We start from the raw sequence: 20,453 nt of genomic DNA, 5'->3' as shown, positions 1-20,453 counted from the left end.
TTTTGCGTCGCTATATCGGCGCCAAGGAATCTGGAGTTCTGGAATGCCATTGGACATCGGCTATGTCAGCGCGGTCGGAGCGGGGGCGATCTCGTTCCTGTCGCCTTGCGTGCTGCCGCTGGTGCCGCCCTATCTCTGCTACATGGCCGGCGTGTCGGTCGACGACTTTCGCGGTGGCGGTGCCGGCGTCGCGGCCAAGGCCGGCGCCCGCGGCGCGCTCATCTATTCCTCGCTCGCCTTCGTACTCGGTTTCTCCACGGTATTCGTGGCGCTCGGCGCCGGCGCCTCGACCATCGGCCATTGGCTGCGCGTGTGGCAGGAGCCGCTGGCGATGGCTGCCGGGGTGCTGATCATCCTGATGGGGCTGAATTTCCTCGGCATCCTGCGCATACCACTTTTGTCGCGCGAGGCGCGCTTCCAGTCGCAGGGCAAGCCCGCCAGCATGGTCGCCGCCTATGTCATGGGGCTGGCCTTCGCCTTTGGCTGGACGCCGTGCATCGGCCCGGTGCTGGGGCCGATCCTGACCTTGGCCGGCGGCCGCGAGACGGTGGGCGAGGGGGCGCTGCTGCTCGCCGCCTATTCGCTTGGCCTCGGCATTCCGTTCCTGATCGCTGCCCTGTTCTCCGGCGCCTTCATGCGCTTCCTCGGCAGGTTCCGCGTCCATCTCGGTCGCGTCGAAAAGGCGATCGGCGCGCTGCTGGTCGTCGCCGGGGTGTTCTTTCTCACCGGCGGCGTGCAGACGGTGTCCTACTGGCTGCTGGAGAATTTTCCGGTGCTGGGCCGGCTGGGGTAGGTGCTGGGCTTGACCCTAGGAATATCCGCTTCTGTGCACTTCAAATCGCCGTCCGATCTTCTCCGGAATGACTACCTCCTGGCCATCCGAGTCGATCCACGCACCATTTACAACTAAGCATTCTCCCATTGGGGCGGACGATCCATGTCCGTCCCACCCTGGGATGTTAAGATCGTGTTTGGGTGCGGTAGAGACCAACTCGTATCGCCATATCCTTGCCGATGTTGCGTCGATGGAGTTGTCGATTGACCAATTTTTATGCGCAATCGGTAGCGATTCATTCTTATAGGCATCAAGCAACTGCAATCTGAGAGCCGCGATCAACACGCAGTTTGCCGCCTGTCCAAGATCAGGATGAACTAGATACTGAGCTCGCAAACCCGTGGGGCTATTAAAGAAAATGTCAAAGGTCGTTGGCTTAACCCGCAAACAAAACCCAGCGCGATGACACCCGAATAATTCGGCTCGGTTCCCGGGCCTTACAGGCGCATCTATCTTTCTTGAAGCGGCTTCCTTGCATATTCGCTCTACAATCTCGTCAAAAGCAGGCGAATTCTCCAACTCAAATCGCCGCTGTTTGTCGAAATCGGACCGAAAGGCCCAACTGACAGCTCGCGGGAACGAAATCTGGGTATTCATCCCCAAAGCACTTTCTGTCTCCTGCGGATGACCATACTTACCTGACGACCGCCAAGGGTCTTTGTTAGGTTTCTACCGAAATTCAGCCGCATTGGACCGCGATGCCTCCGGTGCTAAGACTGCAACGAATCTCGGTCCTCGGAAACTCCCAACATGCAAACCAGATCCTGCCTGTCCGTTATCCTCGCCGCCGGTGAAGGCACGCGCATGAAGAGCGCGACGCCGAAGGTGCTGCACCAGATCGCCGGACTGCCGATGGTCGCCCATGTGGTGAGGGCGGCAGAGGCCGCCGGCGCCCGCAGCCAGGCGCTGGTGATCGGCCATGGCGCCGAGGATATGCGCAAGGCAGCGGCGAAGTTCGCGCCCAAGGCCGAGACGTTCGTGCAGGAGAAGCGGCTCGGCACCGCGCATGCGGTGCTGGCCGCACGCGGTGCAATATCAACGGGTTATGACGACATTCTCGTGATGTTCGGCGACACGCCGCTGATCGATGCTGAAGCCCTGGTGGCCGCGCGGCAAAAGCTTGCCGATGGCGCGGCTGTTGTGGTGATCGGCTTCCGCCCGCCCAGCCCGGCCGGCTATGGCCGGCTGATCGAAAAGGGCGGCAAGCTCACCGCCATCCGCGAGGAGAAGGACTGCTCCGCCGAGGAAAAGAAGATCGGCTTCTGTAATGCCGGCATGATGGCGGTGGCGGGCAAGCATGCGCTCGAACTGCTCGACAAGGTCGGCAACAAGAACGCCAAGGGCGAGTTCTATCTCACCGACATCGTCGAGATCGCCAGTGCGAAAGGGCTCGATGTCGTTGCCACCGAAACCAGCTTCGAGAGTGCGCTAGGCATCAACAACCGGGCCGAGCTGGCGCAGGCGGAAGGCATCTGGCAGGTGCGCCGGCGCTACGAGGCCATGCTGTCAGGCGTAACGCTGATCGCGCCGGAGACGGTGTATTTCTCGCACGACACCGAAATCGGCGCCGACACGATCGTCGAGCCCAATGTCTGGTTCGGCCCGGGCGTGAAAATCGCCGGCGGCGCCAAGATCCACGCCTTCAGCCATATCGAAGGCGCGACCGTCGCTGCCAATTGCGACGTCGGTCCGTTCGCACGGCTCAGGCCAGGCGCCGATCTCCGCGAGAAAGCCAAGGTCGGCAATTTCTGCGAGGTCAAGCAGGCGGTCATCGAGGAAGGCGCCAAGGTCAATCATCTGACTTATATCGGCGATGCCCGCGTCGGCGCGGGGGCCAATATCGGCGCCGGCACCATTACCTGCAACTATGACGGCTACTCGAAGTTTTTCACCGACATCGGCGAGGGCGCCTTCATCGGTTCGAACTCGTCGCTGGTGGCGCCGGTTACGATCGGCAAGGGCGGCTACATCGCCTCGGGTAGCGTCATAACCGAAAGCGTGCCGGACGATGCGCTGGCCTTCGGCCGCGCCCGCCAGAAGACCATTCCCGGGAAAGGCAAGGAATTGCGCGAGCGCTTTGCCTCGGCCGCTGCGGCGAAGAAAAAGGCCGGCACCGACCATTAACCGCCGAAGCAATTGAACAACCGAGGAATTGCGGTAACCGGATTGCAAGAGCGGTGTGTCATGGTGCATCGGGTTGAGAAGCGTTCCGTTACACCAGACGAAATGCAAAGTGACTTTCGCGGCGGGCCGGCAATCCCTAGATAACGCTGGTTTTCCATCGGGACTGGTTTTCCAGGTGAATCGGGGGCAGGCGCATGTGCGGTATCGTCGGAATTGTCGGCCAGAGCCAAGTCGCGCCGCTCATTGTCGATGCTTTGAAGCGGCTTGAATATCGTGGCTATGACTCCGCCGGAGTCGCCACCGTCGAGAAAGGTGCGCTCGGCCGCCGCCGCGCCGAAGGCAAGCTCATCAACCTCGAACGCCGGCTGAAGGAAGAACCGCTCGACGGCACCATCGGCATCGGCCACACGCGATGGGCGACCCATGGCGTGCCCAACGAGACCAACGCCCATCCGCATTTTTCCAACGGCGTCGCCATCGTTCACAACGGCATCATCGAGAATTTCGCCGAGTTGCGCGATGAGCTGATCCGCGACGGCTATTCCTTCTCGTCGCAGACCGACACCGAGGTCGTAGCGCATCTGGTGGCGCGCGAACTGGCCAAGGGCTGAAGCCGATCGAGGCCGCGCACCAGGCGCTGAAGCGGCTGGAAGGCGCCTTTGCGCTGGCCATCATGTTCACCGGCGACGAGGACCTCATCGTCGGCGCCCGCAATGGTCCGCCTCTGGCCGTCGGCCATGGCGATGGCGAGATGTTTCTGGGCTCCGACGCCATCGCGCTGGCGCCGTTCACCAATTCCATCACCTACCTCGAAGACGGCGACTGGGCGGTGGTGCGCCGCGATGGCGTCACCATCTTCGACATCGACGGCAAAGAGGTTGCCCGCAAGCGCCAGCAATCACTGTCGACCAGCTTCATGGTCGACAAGGGCAACCGCCGCCATTTCATGGAAAAAGAAATCCATGAACAGCCCGAAGTGATCTCGCATACGCTGGCGCACTATGTCGATTTCGTCTCTGGCGTGTCGAAGCCGCTGGAACTGCCGTTCGACTTTGCCAAGATCGGCCGGCTGGCGATCTCGGCCTGCGGCACCGCCTATCTAGCCGGCCTGATCAGCAAATACTGGTTCGAGCGCTATGCGCGGCTGCCGGTCGACATCGATGTCGCCTCGGAATTCCGCTACCGCGAAATGCCGTTATCGGCGGATGATGCCGCCTTCTTCATCTCGCAGTCCGGCGAAACCGCCGACACGCTGGCCTCGCTGCGCTATTGCCGCAAGGCGGGCATGAAGATCGGCGCCATCGTCAATGTGCGCGAATCGACCATGGCGCGCGAATCCGATGTCGTGCTGCCGACCTTGGCCGGTCCGGAGATCGGTGTAGCCTCGACCAAGGCTTTCACCTGCCAGCTTTCGGTGCTGGCCTCGCTGGCGGTGCGCGCCGGCGTGGCCCGCGGCACGATCTCGAAGGACGAGGAAAAGACGCTGGTACGCGCTCTTTCGGAGGCGCCTCGCTACGCCAACCAGGTGCTCAAGCTCGAGGAGCAGATCGAGCGCATCGCGCGCGAAATCTCGCGCTACAAGGACGTGCTCTATCTCGGCCGCGACACCAATTTCCCGCTGGCCATGGAAGGCGCACTGAAACTCAAGGAAATCTCCTACATCCACGCCGAGGGCTACGCCGCGGGCGAGCTGAAGCATGGGCCGATCGCGCTGATCGACGAGAACATGCCGGTCATCGTCATCGCGCCGCATGACCGCATCTTCGAAAAGACTGTGTCGAACATGCAGGAGGTGGCGGCGCGCGGCGGCAAGATCATCCTGATCACCGACGCCAAGGGCGCGGCGCAGGTCAGCGTCAAGACGATGGAGACGATCATCCTGCCCGACGTGCCGGAAATCATCTCGCCGATTATCTATGCGCTGCCGATCCAGATGCTGGCCTACTACGCCGCCGTCTTTATGGGGACAGACGTCGACCAGCCGCGCAATCTAGCGAAATCGGTGACCGTGGAGTAGTCGGCGCTCATCGGCGGTCTTAAAAACTTCGCGGTTCCAAAGCGCCGTTCGCTTCACTAGTGTGGCCCTGCAACCCGCGTCCCCGGTGAACCATGTCCGATGCTCCCAGAACTTCCGGCATGACCCGGCTGAGGAACTATTTCCTCACAGGCTTTATCGTCTGCGCGCCGCTGGCGATCACCGCCTATATCGCCTGGTCGTTCGTCGGCTGGGTCGATTCCTGGGTGAAGCCGTACATTCCGGCGCGCTACAGCCCCGACACCTATTTGCCGTTTCCGGTGCCCGGCTTCGGCCTGATCGTGGCGCTCGTGCTGATCACGCTGATCGGCTTCATGACCGCCAACATCGTCGGCCGCGCGATCGTCAATTTCGGCGAACGGCTGCTTGGCCGTATGCCGCTGGTGCGCGGCATCTACGGTTCGCTGAAGCAGATTTTCCAGACGGTGCTGTCGAACAAGGGCGATATGTTCCGCCAGGTCGGGCTGGTCGAATATCCGCGAAAAGGCGTCTGGTCGCTGGTCTTCGTCGCCAGCGAGAAGGAAACCGAGATCAACCAGAAGCTCGACCATGCAGGCGACCCGATGATCGCCGTGTTCATGCCGTGCACGCCGAACCCTACCACCGGTTTCCTGATGTACGTGCCGAAATCCGACATCGTGCTGCTCGACATGACGATCGAGGACGGCGCCAGGCTGATCGTCTCGGCCGGGCTGGTGGCGCCCGAAGTCAAGCCGAAAATGGTGACTATGAACGGCCAGCCGATCGACGGAGATCTCGCCAACCCGCCGCTTGGCGGGCTGATCGCCGAGGGCGCTCAGCCGGCGCGCAAGAGCCGTACGGCCTCGTCGCGGCCGAACAAATAGAGCAGCAGGCGCAGCGCCTCGCCGCGCTCAGACTGTAGTTCCGGGTCGCGCGACAGGATCAGCCTTGCATCGTCGCGGGCTGCTTCGAGCAAGTCGGCGTGCACCTCGATGCGCGCCACCTGGAAGCCCGGCGTGCCGGACTGGCGGGTGCCGAGCAATTCGCCTTCGCCGCGCAGCTTCAGATCCTCTTCGGCGATCAGGAAACCGTCCTCGGTCTCGCGCATCACCGACAGCCGGCGCTTTGCCGTCTCGCCGAGCGGGTCCTTGTAAAGCAGCACGCAGGAAGAAGGCTTGTCGCCGCGCCCGACGCGGCCGCGCAGCTGGTGCAGTTGCGCCAGGCCAAAACGCTCGGCATGCTCGATGACCATGATCGTGGCGTCCGGCACGTCGACGCCGACCTCGATGACGGTGGTGGCGATCAGGATGCGGGTTTCGCCGGCCTTGAAGGCGCGCATCGCCTCGTCCTTTTCGGCGCCCCTCATGCGGCCATGGATGAGGCCGATGCGATCGCCGAACAAGGGCTGCAGCGAGGCAAAACGGTCCTCGGCCGACATCAGCTTGATCTCTTCGGATTCCTCGACCAGCGGGCAGATCCAGTAGATCTTCTGGCCGTCGGCAACGGCATCAAGCATGCGCCCGACCAGCTCGTCCAGCCGTTCCAGCGGCAGCGTGACGGTGCGGATCGGCTGGCGGCCAACCGGCTTTTCCGTCAGCTTGGAGACGTCCATGTCGCCGAAGGCGGTCAGCACCAGAGTGCGCGGGATCGGCGTCGCCGTCATCACCAGCATGTCGGGGGCGTCGCCCTTGGCGGTGATGGCAAGCCGCTGGTGGACGCCGAAGCGGTGTTGCTCGTCGACCACGGCAAAGACGAGGTCGTGATAGGTCACCGTTTCCTGGAACAGCGCATGGGTGCCGACGACGATGTCGATGTCGCCGCTGGCCAGGCCCGCCAGCGTATCGGCGCGCTCGCGGCCCTTTTCGCGGCCGGTGAGGATGGCGACGCGCAGGCCGGCCTGTTCGGCCAAAGGCGTGATCGTCGCCAGATGCTGGCGCGCCAGGATCTCGGTCGGCGCCATCAATGCCGCCTGGCCACCGGCCTCGACTGCGCGCCCCATGGCCAGCAGTGCCACCACCGTCTTGCCGGAGCCGACATCGCCTTGCAGCAGGCGCAGCATGCGCTCGGGGTCGGCCAGATCGGCATTGATTTCGGCAAGCGCGAATTCCTGGCTGCCGGTCAATGAATAGGGCAGGGCTGCGCGCAGTTTCTCGACGATGCGACCGTCGCCGATGAGCGGCCGGCCCGACAGCCGGCGCACTTTTGCCCGCACCAATGCCAGCGACACCTGGCCGGCGAGAAGCTCGTCATAGGCAAGGCGGCGCCATGCCACCCCCTCGATGGCGACATCGATCGGGTCCGCGGGATAGTGGACGCGGGCGAGCGCGTCGGCAAAGGCCGGAAAGGTCTGCTTGCGCATGAAGGCAGCGTCCTGCCACTCCGGCAATTCCGGCAGCCGGCCGAGCGCCTGGCCGATGGCGCGGCGCAGCACTTTTCCGGACAGGCCCGCAGTGAGCGGATAGACCGGTTCGACGAGCGGCAGGCTCTCAGTGTCACCTGCCAAAGCGATATGGTCGGGGTGGACCATGGTCGGGCGGCCGTTGAACCATTCCATCCGGCCGGAGACGACGACATGCTCGCCCACCGGCATCGCCTTTTCGAGATAGGCGGCATGGGCGTGGAAGAAGGTCAGCCCGATCTCGCCGGTGTCGTCATGGGCATAGACGCGGTAAGGCACCGACCGGTTGCCGCGCGGCGGCGGCTGGTGGCGGTCGATGCGCACGTCGAGCGTGACGATGGAGCCGGCCGGCGCAAGCGCGATGCCGGGACGATTGCGGCGGTCTATGACGGTGTGCGGCAGAACGAACAACAGGTCGCCGGCGCGCGCCGGCCGTTCGCCGAGATCGGCCGCCACCACCTTCTCGATCAGAGCGCCAACCTTGGGGCCGACGCCGGCAAGCGAAGTGATGGGGACGAAGAGAGGGTCGAGGAGGGAGGGGCGCATGCCTTTACCCTCCCCCCTGTGGGGAGGGTCGATCCGCGAAGCGGAGCGGGGTGGGGGTAGGTGCGCGTCTAACTTTCGAGGAAGTCGGTAGGTCAGCGCCGCACCCCCACCCCGTCTCACTCGCTTCGCTTTGCGAAGCGTGCTCGCCGACCCTCCCCACAAGGGGGAGGGTGAAGTGCGGGCGGTGTCCGGCACCAGCGTTGTCAGGAGTGTTCTTCACACCCGGGATGTTTAGCCGCCCACCCGTGCGTTGCAAGGCTGACACCGCCCTCTATCCACGCTATATGCGCCGCACCAAGCAAGGATGCGGCACGATGACCGGGACGAAACGATCAAGCGAGGGGCTGGATATCAGGCGCCGCAAGCTGTTGTTCCGCTCCTGGCATCGCGGGATGCGCGAGATGGACCTTATCCTCGGTACGTTTGCCGACAACGAGATCGGCGCCTTGACCGGCGATGAAATCGACCAATATGAAAGGCTGCTCGACATTCCCGACGCCGAATTCCTGCCCATGGTCACCGGCGAACGCCCGGTTCCCAGGAATATCGACTGTGCCGTCCTGCAAAAGATCCTGGCATCGCGCCGGACCATGACATTTTAAACGTGCAACCATGAGCCTCATTCCCAAAATCGGTCTGCCGAAAGGCCGTGCCGGCCAGTTCATCGTCGACGGCGTTGCCGATGGCTACGAAGCCTTTGCGCTGGTGCAGGCGATCCATGAGATTGCGCCTGACAAACCGGTGCTGTTCGTGGCGCGCGACGGCCAGCGCCTGCCGTCGATCATCGAGGCGCTGACCTTTGCCGCCCCCGGCCTGCCGGTGCTGGAGTTGCCGGCCTGGGATTGCCTGCCCTATGACCGCGTTTCGCCAGGCTCCGATGCCGCCGCCAAGCGGCTCGATGCCCTGACGGCGATGATCGCGCTGGCAAAAAAGCCGCATCGCGCGGTCATCCTGACCACTGCCAATGCGCTGCTGCAGCGCATTCCGCCGGCCGATCTGGTCGAAGCGCAGACTTTCCACGCAAAGCCCGGCAACCAGATCGACATGAACGCGCTGGTGTCCCGGCTGGAGATTTCCGGCTTCGAGCGAGTGCCGACGGTGCGCGGTATCGGCGAATTCGCCGTGCGCGGCGGCATCCTCGACCTCTACGCACCCGGCTGGACGGAAGCACTGCGGCTCGATTTCTTCGGCGACACGCTGGAATCGATCCGCGTCTTCGACGCCGCCACGCAGCGCACCACCGGCCAGCGCAAGTCGATGGCGCTGCAGGCGATGAGTGAAGTGGCGCTGACCCCCGAAACCATCAGCCGCTTCCGCCGCTCCTATATCGAAGCCTTTGGCGCGCCGCAGCGCGACGACGGCCTTTATGCGGCGGTGAGCGAAGGGCGGCGCTTTGCCGGCATGGAGCACTGGCTGCCGCTGTTCTACGAGCGGCTGGAGACAGTGTTTGATTATCTGCCGGATGCGCCTGTCATCTTCGACCATCTGGCGCACGAAGCGCTGGCTGAGCGTCACACGCTGATCCTCGACCACTACGAAGCGCGCCGCAAACAGGCCGACGCCGCCTTGAAGGACGCCGTGCCCTACAAGCCGGTGGCGCCGGACCTGCTCTATCTCTCACCGGAAAACCTCGTAGCGTCGCTCGGACCGCGCGAAGCCATCGACTTCACCGCCTTCGACGCGCCCGATGTCGGGGCCAAGAAGGTCTTCCATGGCGGCTCGCGCCATGGCCGCAGCTTTGCCGAGGAACGGGCTGACCCAAACATCAACGTCTTCGATGTCGTCGTAAAACACATCGCCGACGAGCGCGCGGCGCGCCGGCGGGTCATCGTCGCCGGCTGGACCGAAGGCTCGCTCGACCGGCTTGGCCAGATCCTGGCCGAGCACCATCTCGGCAATCTCGTGCCGGTGGCGACGCTGGCCGAGGCGGAAAAGCTCGAGCCGGGGCAGGCGGCACTCGCCGTGCTGCCGCTGGAATCCGGCTTCGAGACCGAACAACTGGTCGTCGTCGCCGAACAGGATATTCTGGGCGACCGGCTGATCCGGCGCTCGAAGCGCAAGAAGCGCGCGTCGGATTTCATCGCCGAGGCGTCGTCGTTGTCGGCGGGCGACATCGTCGTCCATGCCGATCACGGCATTGGCCGTTTCATCGGCCTGCGCACCATCGAGGCGGTCGGCGCGCCGCATGATTGCCTGGAAATCCACTATGCCGGCGACGACCGGCTGTTCCTGCCGGTGGAAAACATCGAGCTTCTGTCGCGCTACGGCTCTGACACAGCCGAGGCGACGCTGGACAAGCTCGGCGGCGGCGCCTGGCAGTCGCGCAAGGCGCGGCTGAAGAAGCGCCTGCTCGACATGGCCGGACAGTTGATCCGCATTGCCGCCGAGCGCCAGATGCGTACCGCGCCGCCCATGGTGCCGGCGGAAGGGCTTTACGGCGAGTTCTCGGCCCGCTTTCCCTATGAGGAGACCGACGACCAGCAGGGCGCGATCGAGGCCGTCGTGGACGACCTCGGCGCCGGCAAGCCGATGGACCGGCTGATCTGCGGCGATGTCGGCTTCGGCAAGACCGAAGTGGCGTTGCGCGCCGCCTTCATCGCGGCGATGGAAGGGTTCCAGGTCGCGGTCGTGGTGCCGACGACGCTGTTGTCGCGCCAGCATTTCAAGACCTTTTCGCAGCGCTTCTCCGGCCTGCCGATCCGCGTCAGCCAGGCCTCGCGGCTGGTCGGCGCCAAGGAACTGGCGGAAACCAAGAAAGGCATCGCCGAGGGGCAGGTCGACATCGTCATCGGCACCCATGCACTGCTCGGGTCGGCGATCTCGTTCAAGAATCTCGGCCTGCTGATCATCGACGAGGAGCAGCATTTTGGCGTCAAGCACAAGGAACGGCTGAAGGACCTCAAAACCGACGTCCACGTGCTGACGCTGTCGGCGACGCCGATCCCGCGCACGCTGCAGCTTGCCTTGACCGGCGTGCGCGAACTGTCGCTGATCGCCACGCCGCCGATCGACCGCATGGCGGTGCGCACCTTCATCTCGCCTTTCGACCCGCTGGTCATACGCGAGACGCTGCTGCGCGAACGCTATCGCGGCGGCCATTCCTTCTATGTCGTTCCGCGCATCAGCGATCTCGCCGAAATCCATGATTTCCTGCGCGAATCCGTCCCCGAGCTGAAGGTGGCGGTGGCCCATGGCCAGATGCCGCCGGGCGAACTCGACGACATCATGAACGCCTTCTATGACGGCCAGTACGACGTGCTGTTGTCGACCACCATCGTCGAATCCGGGCTCGACATTCCGACCGCCAACACGCTGATCATCCATCGCGCCGATATGTTCGGCCTGTCGCAGCTCTACCAGCTGCGCGGCCGCGTCGGCCGTTCCAAGGTGCGGGCATATGCGTTGTTCACGCTGCCGGCCAACCGCAAGCTCACCGACACGGCCGAGCGCCGGCTGAAGGTGCTGCAGTCGCTGGACACGCTTGGCGCCGGGTTCCAGCTCGCCAGCCACGACCTCGACATCAGGGGCGCCGGCAATCTACTCGGCGAAGAACAATCCGGACACATCAAGGAGGTCGGCTTCGAGCTCTACCAGCAGATGCTGGAAGAGGCGGTGGCCGAGGTGAAGGACTCCGGCGAGGTCCAGGACGGCGGCTGGTCGCCGCAGATCGCTGTCGGCACGGCTGTCATGATCCCGGAAAGCTACGTGCCGGACCTTCAGCTCAGGCTGGCGCTCTACCGCCGCCTTGGCGATCTCGAAAACACCGAGGAGATCGATGCTTTCGGCGCCGAGCTGATCGACCGCTTCGGCCCGCTGCCGGAGGAAGTGAAGCATCTGCTCAAGATCGTCTTCATCAAGGCACTCTGCCGCAGGGCCAATGTCGAAAAACTCGATGCCGGCCCCAAGGGCGTCGTCATCCATTTCCGCAAGCGCGAGTTTTCCAACCCGGTCGGGCTGGTCAAGTACATCGGCGAACAGGGCTCGCTGGCCAAGATCAGGGCCGACCACAGCGTGGTCTTCATCCGCGACTGGCCGACAGCCGAGAAGCGTCTGGCGGGCTCGGCTGTCGTCATGACGCAGTTGGCGCGGCTGGTGGCCACCTAGACTTTCGGATGGAAATTCGACTGCAACTGCAGGTCGGATGCCGAGAACGTGCCGGCGCCGACGATGACGTGCCCGGCAGGCACGGTGAAGCCGCGCGCGGCGCCGGCGCCTTTCAGCAATCCGGCCCGTCGGTCGGGGTCGGGCTCACGAAAACTGCCGCCCGGTTCCAGCCGGCAACTGTCGACCGTGATTGCACCGAGAAGCTGGCTGCCTGAACCCAGCACCGTTTCGCCGAAGACCGCCGCGCCGTTGAGATAGCGGCCTTGATCGCCGATCACGATCGAGGCTCCCGGCCTGTTGGCCTTTGCAGTAAAACCACCTTCACCGAACTGGTTGCGTGAGCCGACGCGGATGATGCCTGTGGCTGCTTCGAACAGTGTGTTGGCGTGGAAAATGTTGGCGTCGCCGATCTCCAGCGCGCCACCGTCGGTGCAGAACAGGTAGGCGCCGGGGAAGAAGACGTTGCCTCGCCCGATGACGGCGCCTGCGGAAATCAGCGTGGAGTAGGGGTCGTAGATCACGTTGCCGCGCTCGGACAGGCCAACCACCTCTTCGATCGTAAACAGGCCTTGCTCGCGGCGCACGCGGTCAAAGTAGGCGGACACGGACATAGGGACTCCATGGAGAATTGTTGCGCGGCGGACGATGACCGGCGCGACTAGATCGGTGAGGATCGATTCTGGCACCAAGCGATATTGCACAGCCGTCGCGAAGATAAGAAGCCAAAGTGGGTCGCGGCATGGCGCTCCCCATCATTCGCCAGCGCTTGAATTCCGGTCTAGAATAGGAAATCGGCTTCGTGTATGGAGCCGCCATCCCCATATGGGGCGGAATGGCGGGCAAAAGCCTGCTGGAAAGAGCGTTTGGGTGCAGCGATGACGAAATGGTCGCCGAATTCTTGGAGAGCGAAGCCGATCAAGCAGGTTCCTGCCTATCCGGACCTTGCCGCCCTGAAGAGCACGGAAGCCCAGCTCGCCACCTTTCCGCCGCTGGTTTTTGCCGGTGAGGCGCGCAAGCTGAAGAAGCAGCTTGCGGCCGTCGCTGCCGGCGACGCATTCCTTCTGCAGGGCGGCGATTGCGCCGAGAGTTTCGCCGAGCATGGCGCGGACAACATCCGCGACTTCTTCCGCGTCTTCCTGCAGATGTCGGTGGTGCTGACTTTCGCCGGCGCGCAGCCGGTGGTGAAGGTCGGCCGCGTTGCTGGTCAGTTCGCCAAGCCGCGCTCGTCCGACAATGAGACCAAGGGCGAGGTGACGCTGCCGAGCTATCGCGGCGACATCATCAACGGCATCGAGTTCGACCCGAAGTCGCGTATTCCCGACCCGGCCCGCCAGGAGATGGCTTACCGCCAGTCGGCGGCGACGCTCAACCTGTTGCGCGCCTTCGCCCAGGGCGGCTATGCCAGCCTGGAGAACGTGCATAGCTGGATGCTGGGTTTCGTCTCCGACAGCCCGCAGGGCGAGAAATACGGCAAGCTCGCCAACCGCATCACCGAGACGATGGACTTCATGAAGGCCGTCGGCATCACCTCGGAAACCAACTACGCCTTGCGCGAGACCGATTTCTACACCAGCCACGAAGCGCTGTTGCTGGGCTATGAAGAGGCGCTGACCCGCGTCGATTCGACGTCGGGCGACTGGTATGCAACCTCCGGCCACATGATCTGGATCGGCGACCGAACCCGCCAGCCCGACCATGCCCATGTCGAATATTGCCGTGGCATCAAGAACCCGCTCGGCCTCAAATGCGGTCCGTCGCTGACGCCGGATGGTTTGCTGGAGCTGATCGACCTGCTCAATCCGGAGAACGAGCCGGGCCGGCTGACGCTGATTGCCCGCTTCGGCTCCGACAAGGTCGCCGACCATCTGCCGAAGCTGGTGCGCGCGGTGCAGAAGGAAGGCCGCAGCGTCGTGTGGTCGTCCGATCCGATGCACGGCAACACGATCGAGGCCGCCGGCTACAAGACGCGGCCGTTCGACCGCATCCTCAAGGAAGTGCAGACCTTCTTCGAGGTGCATCGCGCTGAGGGCACGCACCCCGGCGGCATCCATGTCGAGATGACCGGCAAGAATGTTACCGAATGCACCGGCGGCGCCCGCGCCATCACCGCAGAGGAATTGCAGGACCGCTACCACACCCATTGCGACCCACGCCTTAACGCCGACCAGGCGATCGAATTGGCTTTCCTCGTCTCCGACCTGTTGAAGAAGAGCCATCCCGTGCAGCACAAGCAGGCGGCCAACGGCTGAACCCGTTTTCAGATTGAAGTGGAAAGCGCCGGAGAGATCCGGCGCTTTTTCGTTTTGATCAACGCCCGCGTTCCCAGCGCAATCCGTTGAGCCGGGGATCGTTGGCAAAGGCGGTTCTGGAAAACTCGATGCGCCTTTCCGGAAATTCGCAGATCGCCTGGACGCCGAGGGAGCCCAGCCGGATGCGCCATGTGTGCGGCTCCAGCGGCTTGGCCTTGGTAAAGCCGCGGCATGTCAGCAGCGCCACATTGACGCCCTTCGGGTCGCGCGCCGAACGGTAACGGATCGCCTCCAGCCCAGCCTCACGCGCGACATCGGCAATCGCCTGGCTGGCGGCATAGTCGGTCGGATGCGTCCAATGGGCCCGGTCGCGGTCGAGCGGCGGCCGCGTCAGGTCGATGGCCTTGTCGGTACGGATCGCGGCGGCGAAGGCGGTGTATTCGGCGGCGTCGTGCGGCCATGGCGTGTCGGGCGAATCGGCGAAGAACAACAAGCGGTAGAAGGCCATTTCGGCGACCGCCGTCATGATCGTCTCCGCGGCATAGTAGACACCCAGGGTGCGGCCAGCGCGGCGGAAGCGCGAGCCGTAGGGATAGATCGAGCCGTAGCGGAAGGGCGTCGCCAGGAGATAGTGGAGATGCCGGCATTCCATGGGGATTTGCGGCTTGGTCTCCTCGATCAGATCCTCGAGCAGCGCCTGTTCGTCCAGCGTGTCGACGATCTTCAGCGTCGAGACGCGGTGCTGCGCCTCGACCATGCGCCAGTATTTGCCGTCGAGCCGGACGGCTTCAGACGAGAGCGCGTCGGGAGTCCAGATAGGCAATGACATCGACAAGCCCGGTAATAGTGAGGATCTTTTCAAGCGGGCTGCCATCGAAAGCCGTGTTGGCGTTCTTCAGCCATGCCCGGGCTATCGTCTCGTCACCGCCGACAATGGCATCGAGCGAACGGAACAGCCGCACGAACAGCACCGCGAGTTCGAACGGCTTGGTGCCGCGCTCCAGCAGGAATTCCTGCCTGCGCATGCGTGAAACCGTGGCTTCCGAGACGCCGATGATCGACGCAAGCACCCTGGCGGTTATATCCAAGAGTTCGGCGGCGCGCAGCGTGGCCTTGGTCAGAACCGCGTTTTCGGCCGCCTTCGCGGTCAGATCAGGGGCGGCAGCATTGGGTGGTGTAACAGACATGGCCTCTCTCTTTCCATGGAAAATATAGTCCACGGAAATTCATATGGAAAGAGGCGGGATCCGATAAATTTGCCTGTGCCCGGGAATTGGCTGCACGCCGAAGCGTCAGTCTTTCTTGTAGAGCAGCCAGTTCTTGCCGGTGCGGCCGGCCATTGTCGAGTGCCGGGTGACGCGGTTGCGCCCGCCAACCTTGGAGCGGTAGAGCGCCCGGTCCGCCTTGGTGTAAAGATCCTCCGGGCTTTCCGCTTCGGAAGCCATGCAGATGCCCATGGAAACGGTCACCGTGCCGTAATTGGCGCCGGTCTGGCTGCTGGTGAACGGCGTCTGTTCGATCAGCACGCGGATGCGTTCGGCGATCTCGTAAGTGGTATCCTCGCTGGCGCCCTCGACGATCAGCGCGAATTCCTCGCCGCCGGTGCGGGCAACGAACATGTCTTCACGGATGCTGGTCTGGAAGATTTCAGCGACGATCTGGATGATCTTGTCGCCGACCGGGTGGCCGTAGCGATCGTTGACACCCTTGAAATGGTCGATGTCGGCAAGGATCAGGGCGTTGAACAGGATCCCCTTGTTGGAGGTGTAAATCGCCGTGATTTGCTTGTCGAAGGCGCGGCGGTTCCAGATATGCGTCAAGGGGTCGGTGTCGGCGAGCCGCTTGTACTCCTCAAGCTTCGACTTGACGCTCTCCAGTTCCGCCGTCTTGTCGCTCAGCGTGGTTGCAACCTGCTTGCCGTGGTCGAGGGTCGAGTTGGTGGCCGCCGCCATGGCGCTGGCGACCTTCTGCAGCAGATCCTGCGAAAGCAGGCTGCGGTTGGCGAGGCCACTCGATGTCTCATCGAGGATCTTGCCGTATTTCTCGATATGGCTACGTTCGCTGCGCAGCAGCAAGGCGATGTCCTCGAGTTCCCTGGCCAGCACGTCGCGCGCCTGCTCGACAATGCCGGGACCGTGATGCTGGGCAAAGAAAGCGCGGCCGATGCGGTCGAGATCGTCCTGCGTCGGCTGGTTGCCCAGCGCGACGACGGCCAGGCCGAGTTCGCGATTGGTGCCTTTCAGTGCTTCGTAGAAGATTTCGTAATTGCGCGGCAGGCCAAGCACGCCGAGCTGACGCATGGTCGCCACAACGGCTGTTGCAATGTCGCTGTTTCGGTCGGTCTGGACGGCTGCCGGCTGCATGTTCTGTTCACTCTGCCTCTGGGAACCATCGCAGACCGTGCGAGATGCCGCCGACCGGAGAGTGCCAGCCGTATTTCGGATCATCCTGCGAAAGACACGTCCCCAATCGCGACATTCGCTTGGCAACGACCATAGATGCGCCGGCGCTAAAGTTTCCTTAATGTGCCGCCAGGTAACGCGTCCGTTCTACCGCAGGCTGCAGAAATGGTTTGCAAAGATCCTGAGGTCAGGTCCGAACACGCCCACCCCATGTCGCATTTGCCGGTGCCCGGCTGCGGCAAAACTGAAATCCTCTCGGCCAGCGGCGAAGCCGTGGACGATGGCTGGTGGAGGTAGGGATGAGCAACAACCACAGCGGATCTTGCCTGTGTGGAGCCGTGCGTTTCCAGACGCGAGGGCCGTTGCGCGGCGTCATTTATTGCCACTGTTCGCAGTGCCGCAAGCAGAGCGGGCATTTTTACGCCGCGACCAACGTCGCCGACGGCGACATCACGATAACCGGCGCCGACAACATCAGCTGGTACGAATCGTCTTCCTTTGCGAAGCGCGGCTTTTGCAAGATCTGCGGCTCGGTGCTGTTCTGGAAGCCGGGTCAGAATGCGTATGTCTCAGTTCTGGCCGGATCGTTCGACAACCCGACCGGGCTCGAAGGCCAATGCCACATCTTTGTCGGCGACAAGGGCGATTACTATACGATCGACGATGGACTGCCGCAGTTCGAGAAGTCGACGCCGACGATCAAGGTTGCGGAGGAGTGATTTTGCGGCGGCTGCCTTATTCCCTTGATCCAGCCATTGCGATATCCCCTGCCGGTGATTCGAAGGGGATGCGGCATGCAGCGGCTGATCGGTGCTTACTTCAATTCTGTGCGAGCCTTTCGCAAGCTCGCCGCCAGCGAAAGGGCATTTCAGCAGGAACTGATGCTGCTGGTGCTGGCGCTGCCGCTCGGCTGGTTCGTCTCGGTCTCGTGGCGCGGCTACGCGCTGTTGATCGGCGCGGTGCTGCTGCTCATCATGGTCGAAGTGCTGAACACCGGCATCGAGGCAGCCTGCGATGCCTTCAGTCGCGAGTTCAACGTCGACATCCAGCTCGCCAAGGACTGCGGCTCGCTGGCGGTGCTGATTTCGGTTGTTATCGTCGCCGGCGTCTGGGGAATCGCCCTCATCGAGCGCATCACGGGACTACCGATCTGATCTGAACGCTCCCATATGTTAGTCACCAAAGGAGACTGACGTCGTGGAAGCCAATTTTCTGCTGCTTGAAAGAGCCGGCCTGCCGGAAGACCTGCGCTGGCTGGCGGAAAAATATCCGCGCGAGACATGGCAGGGCCACGCCAACATCCACGGCATGGCAAACATGTGGCTGCAGCGGCACGACATGTTCCGAGAGCTGGGCGGCATGCTCACCAACGGCATTGGCGACTATCGCGAAGGCAGGCTGACGGCGCCGGATTTCGCGCGCTGGTTCGCGCCGCGGCTGAACCACTTTCTCGGCAATCTCGACGGCCACCACAATGTCGAGGACTACCAATATTTCCCGGCTTTCGCCAAGGCGGAGCCGCGCCTGAAGCGCGGCTTCGAAATCCTCGATGCCGACCATCACACCATTCATGAGGGGTTGGAGCGCAACGCCGAGACGGCGAACGCCTTCATCCGCACGCTCGAGGAGAGCGAGGACAGGCAACGCTTCGCCGCCGACGCCTATGCGGACGAGAACAGCCGGCTGATCGCCATGCTGAAGCGGCATCTGGCCGACGAGGAAGATCTCATCATCCCGCTGATCCTCGATCGCGGCGACCGGGCTCTGGTCGAGGACGACGACTGAACCTTACGATGTGGTTTCGCTGTCGCGGGCGTCCTTGGCGCGCTCCTTGCCGGCGACGGTGCGGGCGATGAGCCAGGCAAGGATGGCGACACCCAGACCTATGGCAAGCGCGATCAGCAGCCGTTCGTGATGGAGCAGTGCCTTGCCTATCATCTGCTCGGCTTCGAGGCCGAAGACGTAGCCGATGCCGCAGAACAAAGCCGCCCAGACCAGCGACGACACCGCGTTGAGGATAACGAAGCGCGCTACCGAAATGCTGGCGAAACCGGCCGCGATGCCGCCGACCAGGCGCAGGCCATAGATGTAGCGGTTGGACAGGACGAATATGTTGGGATGGGACGAGACGAGACGGTAGGCGTGGTTGAAGCCGGGCCTCGCCTTCAGTTTCAGCACCCTGGGATGGTCGGCAAAGCTGCGGCCGAGAATGAAGAAAAACGTGTCGCCGACGAAGGCGCCAATGGCGGCCGTGAGGAAAGCCTTCCAGAGGATGAAGACATGCTGATGGGCGAAGAAGCCGCCGAGGATGGCCGCACTTTCGCCTTCGGCGACACAGCCCATGAAAACCGCGATCAACCCATATTGCTCGATGAGGTGATGGACGATCCCGGTCATTGAGAGGTTTGCCGGCCCGACAGTTTTTCGTCTATGCGGTTCACCTGTTCGGCCAGGCGCGCGATGTCCTCGCGCACGCCGATGATCTGGCTGTGGCGCAGTTCGTCCAGCTTTTCATGCAGAGCCATGATCTCGATCTCGGCCTTGAGGTTGACCTCATAGTCATGCGCGGCGTCGATGCGGTCGCGCGCGGCCTGGCGGTTCTGCGACATCATGATCACCGGCGCCTGCAAGGCGGCGATCATCGACAGCACCAGGTTGAGGAAGATGAAGGGGTAGGGGTCGAACGAGTCTCGCCGAGCAGCCACCAATTGGTGCCGATCCACAGCACCAGGAAAGCAATGAAGGACAGGATGAACGTCCATGAGCCGCCGATGCGGGCAATGGCATCGGCGATCCGGTCGCCGGCGCCCTGAAGGCCGGTGAGGCTGTCGTTGATATCCTGCGAGATGGGCTTGCGGTCGACAGTGCTCTGCAACACCCGCCGCTCGAGCTCGCTGAGGGTTTCAGGCGTTCGCCTCAACCAGCGGTTGGCAAGTTCTGGCACGGTCTTGTGCATGGATGTCTCCATAGGAAAAGCGTCGGCTTGGCAGCCTCGTTTGCATATAGGAAGATGGCGTTTCGTCAAAAGCGCGGCGCGAGGATGCAGGATGCCCGATTTCGCGAAGATTCGCGCCCGTGCTGCAAAACGCAAAGGCGGCGACGCGGTGCTGATGTCGCTGCTCGGGCCGGCGCCTGAAAATGCCGCCGTGGCTGACATTACGGACGATCGTATCCTCTCGACGATGGCCGAGCGGGTGTTTGCCGCCGGCTTCGTCTGGCGCGTTATTGAACAGAAATGGCCCGGGTTCGAGGACGCGTTTCTCCATTTCCAGCCGAAACGGCTGTTGTTTCAACCTGATGACTTCTGGCACGACCTGACGGCTGATCAACGCATTGTGCGCAACCCGCAGAAGATCAAATCCGTCCGCGACAACGCCGCCTTCGTTGAGCGTGTGTCGAAGGAACATGGCGGTTTCGGCAAATTCCTCGCGGAGTGGCCTGACGACGACCAGGTCGGGCTGATGGCGTATCTCGGCAAGCATGGCAGCCGGCTTGGCGGCAACACCGGCCAGTATTTCCTGCGCTGGCTGGGCTGGGACGCCTTCGTCATCTCGGCCGATATGGTCGCGGCTTTGCGTGACGCCGGCCTCGACATCGCCGAAAGTCCGACGTCGAAGAGGGATCTCGACAGGATTCAGGCGCAGATCAACAAATGGGCGCAGGAAACCGGCCTGCCGCGCCGGCACATCTCGCGCATTCTGGCGATGTCGATCGGAGAGAACCATTCGCCGCAATCGCTGCGCGAATATATGGGCGATGACTGATCACCGAATTGGTCCAAACGAACGCCATTGCCGGG

General features: G+C 63.1%; 16 protein-coding genes and 2 pseudogenes. 11 read left to right on the top strand and 7 right to left on the bottom strand.

What is annotated here, in order from left to right:
* Window positions 1–43: 43 nt before the first annotated feature.
* The 4 genes and pseudogenes from NLY44_RS09345 (at window position 44) to NLY44_RS09330 (ending at window position 5,839) form a co-directional block, all read left to right on the top strand.
* A complete protein-coding gene (locus NLY44_RS09345) occupies window positions 44–793 on the top strand; it encodes a cytochrome c biogenesis CcdA family protein (protein ID WP_023688319.1) in 750 nt (249 codons plus the stop codon).
* Window positions 794–1,585: 792 nt separating this feature from the next.
* Window positions 1,586–2,959: a bifunctional UDP-N-acetylglucosamine diphosphorylase/glucosamine-1-phosphate N-acetyltransferase GlmU gene (glmU, locus tag NLY44_RS09340; RefSeq protein ID WP_023805301.1), complete on the top strand. Its 1,374-nt coding sequence runs from the start codon at window positions 1,586–1,588 to the stop codon at window positions 2,957–2,959.
* Window positions 2,960–3,153: 194 nt separating this feature from the next.
* Window positions 3,154–4,976, top strand: a pseudogene (gene glmS, locus NLY44_RS09335) (glutamine--fructose-6-phosphate transaminase (isomerizing)).
* 92 nt (window positions 4,977–5,068) lie between these two features.
* Window positions 5,069–5,839 carry a DUF502 domain-containing protein gene (locus tag NLY44_RS09330; RefSeq protein ID WP_031193123.1) on the top strand — a complete coding sequence of 257 codons (771 nt, stop codon included), beginning with the start codon at window positions 5,069–5,071 and terminating at the stop codon, window positions 5,837–5,839.
* On the opposite strand, the gene recG is transcribed toward NLY44_RS09330, so the two are convergent.
* Window positions 5,791–7,899 carry an ATP-dependent DNA helicase RecG gene (recG, locus tag NLY44_RS09325; RefSeq protein ID WP_023805300.1) on the bottom strand — a complete coding sequence of 703 codons (2,109 nt, stop codon included), beginning with the start codon at window positions 7,897–7,899 and terminating at the stop codon, window positions 5,791–5,793. The genes NLY44_RS09330 and recG overlap by 49 nt on opposite strands.
* 314 nt (window positions 7,900–8,213) lie before the next feature.
* Between recG and NLY44_RS09320 the strand changes: the two genes are divergently transcribed.
* Both NLY44_RS09320 and mfd read left to right on the top strand, forming a co-directional pair.
* Entirely contained in the window at window positions 8,214–8,501 is a 288-nt protein-coding gene (locus NLY44_RS09320) for an FAD assembly factor SdhE (protein WP_023805299.1), read from the top strand.
* Window positions 8,502–8,511: 10 nt separating this feature from the next.
* Window positions 8,512–12,003, top strand: coding sequence for a transcription-repair coupling factor (gene mfd, locus NLY44_RS09315; protein WP_023805298.1), 3,492 nt, complete (start codon window positions 8,512–8,514; stop codon window positions 12,001–12,003).
* Here mfd and NLY44_RS09310 read toward each other — a convergent pair.
* Entirely contained in the window at window positions 12,000–12,608 is a 609-nt protein-coding gene (locus NLY44_RS09310; RefSeq protein WP_198028971.1) for a hypothetical protein, read from the bottom strand. The two genes, mfd and NLY44_RS09310, sit on opposite strands and share 4 nt — an antisense overlap.
* 270 nt (window positions 12,609–12,878) lie before the next feature.
* On the opposite strand from NLY44_RS09310, the gene NLY44_RS09305 reads away from it, so the two are divergent.
* Window positions 12,879–14,252 (top strand): class II 3-deoxy-7-phosphoheptulonate synthase, encoded by a 1,374-nt coding sequence (locus tag NLY44_RS09305; RefSeq protein WP_023734446.1) that lies wholly within the window; start codon window positions 12,879–12,881, stop codon window positions 14,250–14,252.
* Between the two features lie 58 nt (window positions 14,253–14,310).
* On the opposite strand, the gene NLY44_RS09300 is transcribed toward NLY44_RS09305, so the two are convergent.
* The 3 genes from NLY44_RS09300 to NLY44_RS09290 all read right to left on the bottom strand — a co-directional run bounded on the left by NLY44_RS09300 (window position 14,311) and on the right by NLY44_RS09290 (window position 16,615).
* Complete coding sequence (locus tag NLY44_RS09300) at window positions 14,311–15,081, bottom strand: RES family NAD+ phosphorylase (protein WP_023734445.1); 771 nt, start codon at window positions 15,079–15,081, stop codon at window positions 14,311–14,313.
* Window positions 15,041–15,439: an MbcA/ParS/Xre antitoxin family protein gene (locus NLY44_RS09295; RefSeq protein ID WP_023701176.1), complete on the bottom strand. Its 399-nt coding sequence runs from the start codon at window positions 15,437–15,439 to the stop codon at window positions 15,041–15,043. Before NLY44_RS09295 ends, NLY44_RS09300 begins: the two co-directional genes overlap by 41 nt.
* A gap of 105 nt (window positions 15,440–15,544) precedes the next feature.
* Window positions 15,545–16,615: a GGDEF domain-containing protein gene (locus NLY44_RS09290; RefSeq protein WP_023681555.1), complete on the bottom strand. Its 1,071-nt coding sequence runs from the start codon at window positions 16,613–16,615 to the stop codon at window positions 15,545–15,547.
* 338 nt (window positions 16,616–16,953) lie between these two features.
* Here NLY44_RS09290 and NLY44_RS09285 point away from each other — a divergent pair, with 338 nt between their 5' ends.
* The 3 genes from NLY44_RS09285 to NLY44_RS09275 all read left to right on the top strand — a co-directional run bounded on the left by NLY44_RS09285 (window position 16,954) and on the right by NLY44_RS09275 (window position 18,439).
* On the top strand, window positions 16,954–17,373 hold the full coding sequence (locus tag NLY44_RS09285; protein WP_023725736.1) for a GFA family protein: 420 nt from the start codon (window positions 16,954–16,956) through the stop codon (window positions 17,371–17,373).
* A 75-nt stretch (window positions 17,374–17,448) separates the two neighbouring features.
* Complete coding sequence (locus NLY44_RS09280) at window positions 17,449–17,808, top strand: diacylglycerol kinase (protein WP_023667554.1); 360 nt, start codon at window positions 17,449–17,451, stop codon at window positions 17,806–17,808.
* Window positions 17,809–17,851: 43 nt separating this feature from the next.
* On the top strand, window positions 17,852–18,439 hold the full coding sequence (locus tag NLY44_RS09275) for a hemerythrin domain-containing protein (protein ID WP_023667553.1): 588 nt from the start codon (window positions 17,852–17,854) through the stop codon (window positions 18,437–18,439).
* 3 nt (window positions 18,440–18,442) lie between these two features.
* Here NLY44_RS09275 and NLY44_RS09270 read toward each other — a convergent pair whose 3' ends face one another.
* On the bottom strand, window positions 18,443–19,051 hold the full coding sequence (locus NLY44_RS09270; RefSeq protein ID WP_023805296.1) for a DedA family protein: 609 nt from the start codon (window positions 19,049–19,051) through the stop codon (window positions 18,443–18,445).
* Window positions 19,048–19,610 (bottom strand): annotated as a pseudogene (locus NLY44_RS09265) (DUF1003 domain-containing protein). Before NLY44_RS09265 ends, NLY44_RS09270 begins: the two are co-directional and overlap by 4 nt.
* Window positions 19,611–19,701: 91 nt before the next feature.
* Here NLY44_RS09265 and NLY44_RS09260 point away from each other — a divergent pair.
* Complete coding sequence (locus tag NLY44_RS09260) at window positions 19,702–20,418, top strand: DNA-3-methyladenine glycosylase I (RefSeq protein ID WP_023805294.1); 717 nt, start codon at window positions 19,702–19,704, stop codon at window positions 20,416–20,418.
* Window positions 20,419–20,453: the final 35 nt, after the last annotated feature.

Origin of the sequence: Mesorhizobium sp. C089B, assembly GCF_030323125.1 — a bacterium.
Classification (GTDB): Bacteria; Pseudomonadota; Alphaproteobacteria; order Rhizobiales; family Rhizobiaceae; genus Mesorhizobium.
This window is presented reverse-complemented; position numbering and strand designations above follow the sequence as displayed.